Here is a 4,192-nt window from a genome sequence, read left to right as displayed (position 1 = left end):
CGGTTCACCGCCTGCCGCCATAGAGGCAAACCATATTGGCATACAATCGCTTCCATCAGCCTGTATCCGTCTTCTGTCCCCTGCCCGTTTGCCCCGTTCTGATCAGGTGCAGGGCATACAAAACAGGCCGCCGGATTGCCTCCGCGTACGTCCCCAGCTGCCCCATCTGGCGAAAAACTTCTCGCCCCGGTTTGGGATTGACCTCGATCAACCAGACACGTCCCTCCACATCAACGCCGATGTCCAGGCCAAATTCAATCATTCGTCCGAAGCGCTCCTCCAATGTTACCGCTGTTTGATGAGCCAGCTCATGGCATTCTCGCAGGATCTCTCCTGCTTTCTCCGATCCGAATCGCTTGCCCATAAATGTTTCGAACGCCACGGCTTTTCCCCCGCCGTGCAGATTGGAGACAGAACTGCCGCTCGCCCCCAAGCGTACCCCGCAGCCAGTAACGCTCCAATCTCCGCGCTCATCCTTCTGGATCAGAAGGCGAACGTCCACAACCCGATCCGAAACCAACGAAAGATGCAGTCCTTGCTGTACCATGAAGTTCCCGTCGCGAATCTGATTTTCTTTCACCCAGCTGTTGACCAAGCTTTCCATCGCTGCTGCCGTCTTTACATGGAGGTTGCGTTTGGCCATTCGCCTGTCTCGCCCCTGAAGCTGGTATCCGTTTGCCTGTGCCGCCACCTTTAAAATGCTGCGGCCTCCTGTTCCGTTGCCTGGTTTGATGTACAACAAAGGATGATGCCCGAGCATCTGACGAAGCCCAGTGGGTGAATACGCAACGGTTTGCGGAATCCATCGCTTCACTCGTTCATCCGCCCCCAGCAGCTGCGTGATCTGCCATTTTTTCGCGAAGGTGCTGTTCGCATAACAAAACAGCTTGCGATGGCGAAGCCGCAAGTATTCTTTTACACGCTTGCGATACCGATCGATGACAATGTTGGGCCAGGGAAACCATTTGACTTCCCACCCCCCTCCGACCTTTGGAACGAATCCCCTGATTTTGCGCTGTTGAACAAACACATCCTGTTGGGAAAAGAGATAGACGACGGCATCCAGCTTTTGTCCGGCCTGCACCAGACGTCTCAAGTAGCCGGGTTCTTCAAACCGCTTTCCCATTCGCCAGGTCAAGATGCCGATCACGGGTTTGCTCATGGACATGCCACCTTTTTTGGCTGTTTCATCATCAGTGTATGACCGACGGCTACGAGCGGGCACTCTAAACGTAAAACTCTAAGAAAACCCACCCGGCATTAGCTAACGCTTCGCCGGTCGGGGCCCCGAACCCTTTCCTTGTGGCTGTATTCGATGTCCCAATGTTATCAATTCTTATATACCAAAAAAGCCTCTCCTCCGCCTGTTTCGGCAGGAGAGAGGCTTTTGGATGATTAGAATTTCGCAGCGACTTCTTCCGCTTGGATTTTTGCTTTGTCGAGAACAGCGTCCTTATCGAGGAAAGATGTTCCTTCCGCCCGAATGATGGTGTAGTCTGTAATGCCCATGGTAGCCAAAACGAATTTCAGGTAGTGATGGGAGAACTCGACGTCTGCTGTCGGACCTTCAGAGTAAACCCCGCCGCTGCCTTGGATGACAGCTGCTTTACGTCCTCCAAGCAAGCCTTCAATGGTGCCGGCTTCGGTGTAGCGGAACGTTTCACGGGCAATCAGAACATTGTCGATGTAATCCTTCAATCTGGATGGAATGTTCCAGTTAAAGAGCGGCAGTACGATCACGTATTTGTCAGCGCTTTTGAACTGTTGGAGAATTTCACCCATCCGGCTTACCTTGGTTTTTTCCTCTTCGGTCAAGGATTCCCCGGCCGCTAATTTGCCCCAGGCGCTGAGAACCACATCGTCAACCGTCGGTACATTGTCTCGATAGACGTTGATGGTTTCGATGGTATCGTTTGGGTTCTGAGCCCGGTATGTGTGGATGAAGGTGTCTGCGACTTGCAGGCTAAAGCTCTGTTCAACGGACGTTTTCGGATTGGCATTAATGACGAGAAGCTTACTCATGGTACTCTCCCTTTCCAAATAATGTAATTTACTAACCGATTGTTTTATAATAACTAAAGGTTAGTTGCTTTATATTTGTATAGTAAGGTTATTACCTTACTTTTGTCAAGTGAGTATGTTACAATGATGTGTAAATTGATGTCGTATTGAGGTGACGCCATTGTGGGCCAGGATTTTGCAGGCGAGCAGATGTGTCCCAAGTATGAAGGGGCGATGAACATTCTCGGAAAGAGATGGACAGGATTGATCATCCACGTGCTGCTGCGTGGCGCTTGCCGCTTCAAGGAGATTCGTGAAATGGTTCCGCAGATGAGCGACAAGATGCTCTCGGAGCGGCTGAAGGAACTGGAGGAGCTGGGGATTTTGGAACGGAAGGTATATCCCGAGATTCCAGTGCGGATTGAATATGAATTGACAAAAAAAGGACAAGAACTTCGCCCGGTCATCGAATCCATCCAGGCTTGGGGGCACAAATGGATTCCATAAGAACCATGTAAAAATCCCGTTGCTTTTTGGTAAAAAAAGCGACGGGACTTTTTTTCGGGACAGGAATAACCGCTTCCCCCGCTATGTACACTCTACCAACCAAGGTGAGGGGAGGTTGCCGATGAGAACAGCGTTGTACATTCGCGTCAGTACGGAAGAGCAGGCGAAGGAGGGTTTTTCCATCGCTGCGCAGCGGGACAAATTGCTGTCGTACCTGCATTCACAAGGCTGGACGCTGTGCAGCATTTACACCGACGAAGGATTCAGCGCGAAAAACACGTCTAGACCGGAGCTTCAGCGGCTTTTGGCAGACATGCGGTCAGGGAAGCTGGACGTCGTCCTGGTATACCGCCTCGACCGCCTCACCCGCTCCGTTTTGGATTTATACCAACTGTTAAAGGAATTCGACCGGTACGGTGTTCGCTTCAAAAGCTGCACGGAGGTGTACGATACGACTACTGCCATCGGACGTTTGTTTATCACGTTGGTCGCAGCACTGGCGCAGTGGGAGCGGGAGAATTTGGCGGAGCGCGTCAAACTGGGAATGGGGCAAATGGTTCGGGAGAAAAAGCGGCCGGGCGGTCCCCCTCCTTACGGCTATGACATCCGGGAAGGAAGGCTCGCGATCAATCCGCATGAGGCTGAGGTGGTCCGCTGCATCTATCGACGTTTTTTGTCGGGATTTGGGCCGTTGCAAATTGCCGAAGAGTTGAACCGTCAGGGATATCGGGGGAAAATGGGAGCCCCTTGGAGTGCCGGCACCGTCTCACACCTTTTGCAAAACCACGTCTATTCCGGTACGCTTCGCTGGAATTACGCGCTGGGCGGCCAACGTCTCAATCCTCCGGAGGAATGGATGTTGGTTGAACAGTCCCATCCTCCCATTGTGGAAGCAGAAACATTTGACCGGGTTCAACAGCTGATGGAGAAGCGGCGGAAGACTCATCCGCGCGCACTCGCCTCCGATTTTATCTTCTCCGGGATCTTGTACTGCAGCCGTTGCGGCTCCGCCATGTCCGGCAAGACAGCAAGCACCCGCAGCGCCAGCGGAAAGCGCTACACCAATCGCTACTACTTGTGCAAGAACAAAAGGTCAGGGGCATGCCAGGCACCCGCCATCCGTGAAGACTTGGTGGAGCAGCACCTGACGGAGACGCTGCTGTCGTATCGCGAGGAAACACGCTCTGCAGTGGCCGAAGCGGCTGCATCAACACCGCTGTTCACTCCTCGCCTTGCCCTTCAGGAACAGCTGCGGAAACTGGCGCAAAAGCGGCAGCGTTGGGAGGAAGCGTACGGAGAGGGGCTGATTCCATTGGATGATTACAGGCGCAAGCTGGAGGCGGTGAAGGAAACAGAGGCAGCCTTGCACAAGGAGATCGCAGCTGATCACACCGGGCAAATGTCCGCCGCCGACCGGCGCGATCTGCTTTTGGACTTTTCGCAGATTTGGAGCCATGCCACGCTCACGGAACGCAAGCACATCGCTTCCCTTCTGCTGAAGAAGATGGAGGCAGAAGCTTGTCCCAAACGAGCGAATGTCCATCAACGAACGGTGGAAGTAAAGCGGCTGGAGTTTCATTAAAGCTGTTTGCCCCTATGAACAGAGGCGGTTCACCGCCTGCCGCCATAGAGGCAAACCATATTGGCATACAATCGCTTCCATCAGCCTGTATCCGTCTTCTGT

The 4,192-nt window shown here is 53.1% G+C and carries 4 protein-coding genes; 2 read left to right on the top strand and 2 right to left on the bottom strand.

Annotated elements, in window-relative coordinates:
- Positions 1-55 precede the first annotated feature (55 nt).
- On the bottom strand, positions 56-1,162 hold the full coding sequence (locus ACE99V_RS20085; protein WP_400489053.1) for a YheC/YheD family endospore coat-associated protein: 1,107 nt from the start codon (positions 1,160-1,162) through the stop codon (positions 56-58).
- Positions 1,163-1,395: 233 nt separating this feature from the next.
- On the bottom strand, positions 1,396-2,022 hold the full coding sequence (locus tag ACE99V_RS20080) for an FMN-dependent NADH-azoreductase (protein ID WP_400489052.1): 627 nt from the start codon (positions 2,020-2,022) through the stop codon (positions 1,396-1,398).
- Positions 2,023-2,184: 162 nt separating this feature from the next.
- Between ACE99V_RS20080 and ACE99V_RS20075 the strand changes: the two genes are divergently transcribed.
- Positions 2,185-2,508, top strand: coding sequence for a winged helix-turn-helix transcriptional regulator (locus tag ACE99V_RS20075; RefSeq protein ID WP_400489051.1), 324 nt, complete (start codon positions 2,185-2,187; stop codon positions 2,506-2,508).
- 121 nt (positions 2,509-2,629) lie between these two features.
- On the top strand, positions 2,630-4,090 hold the full coding sequence (locus ACE99V_RS20070; protein WP_400489050.1) for a recombinase family protein: 1,461 nt from the start codon (positions 2,630-2,632) through the stop codon (positions 4,088-4,090).
- Positions 4,091-4,192 lie beyond the last annotated feature (102 nt).

The sequence above is a fragment of the Brevibacillus soli genome, from assembly GCF_044759095.2.
Classification (GTDB): Bacteria; Bacillota; Bacilli; order Brevibacillales; family Brevibacillaceae; genus JBIYSM02.
The sequence above is the reverse complement of the archived record's forward strand: the minus strand, read 5'-3'. Positions and strand labels throughout refer to the sequence as shown.

Coding starts and splice junctions, on each gene's coding strand:
- ACE99V_RS20085 (WP_400489053.1), bottom strand. CDS start 1,162: ATGAGCAAACCCGTGATCGGCATCTTGACCTGGCGAATGGGAAAGCGG.
- ACE99V_RS20080 (WP_400489052.1), bottom strand. CDS start 2,022: ATGAGTAAGCTTCTCGTCATTAATGCCAATCCGAAAACGTCCGTTGAA.
- ACE99V_RS20070 (WP_400489050.1), top strand. CDS start 2,630: ATGAGAACAGCGTTGTACATTCGCGTCAGTACGGAAGAGCAGGCGAAG.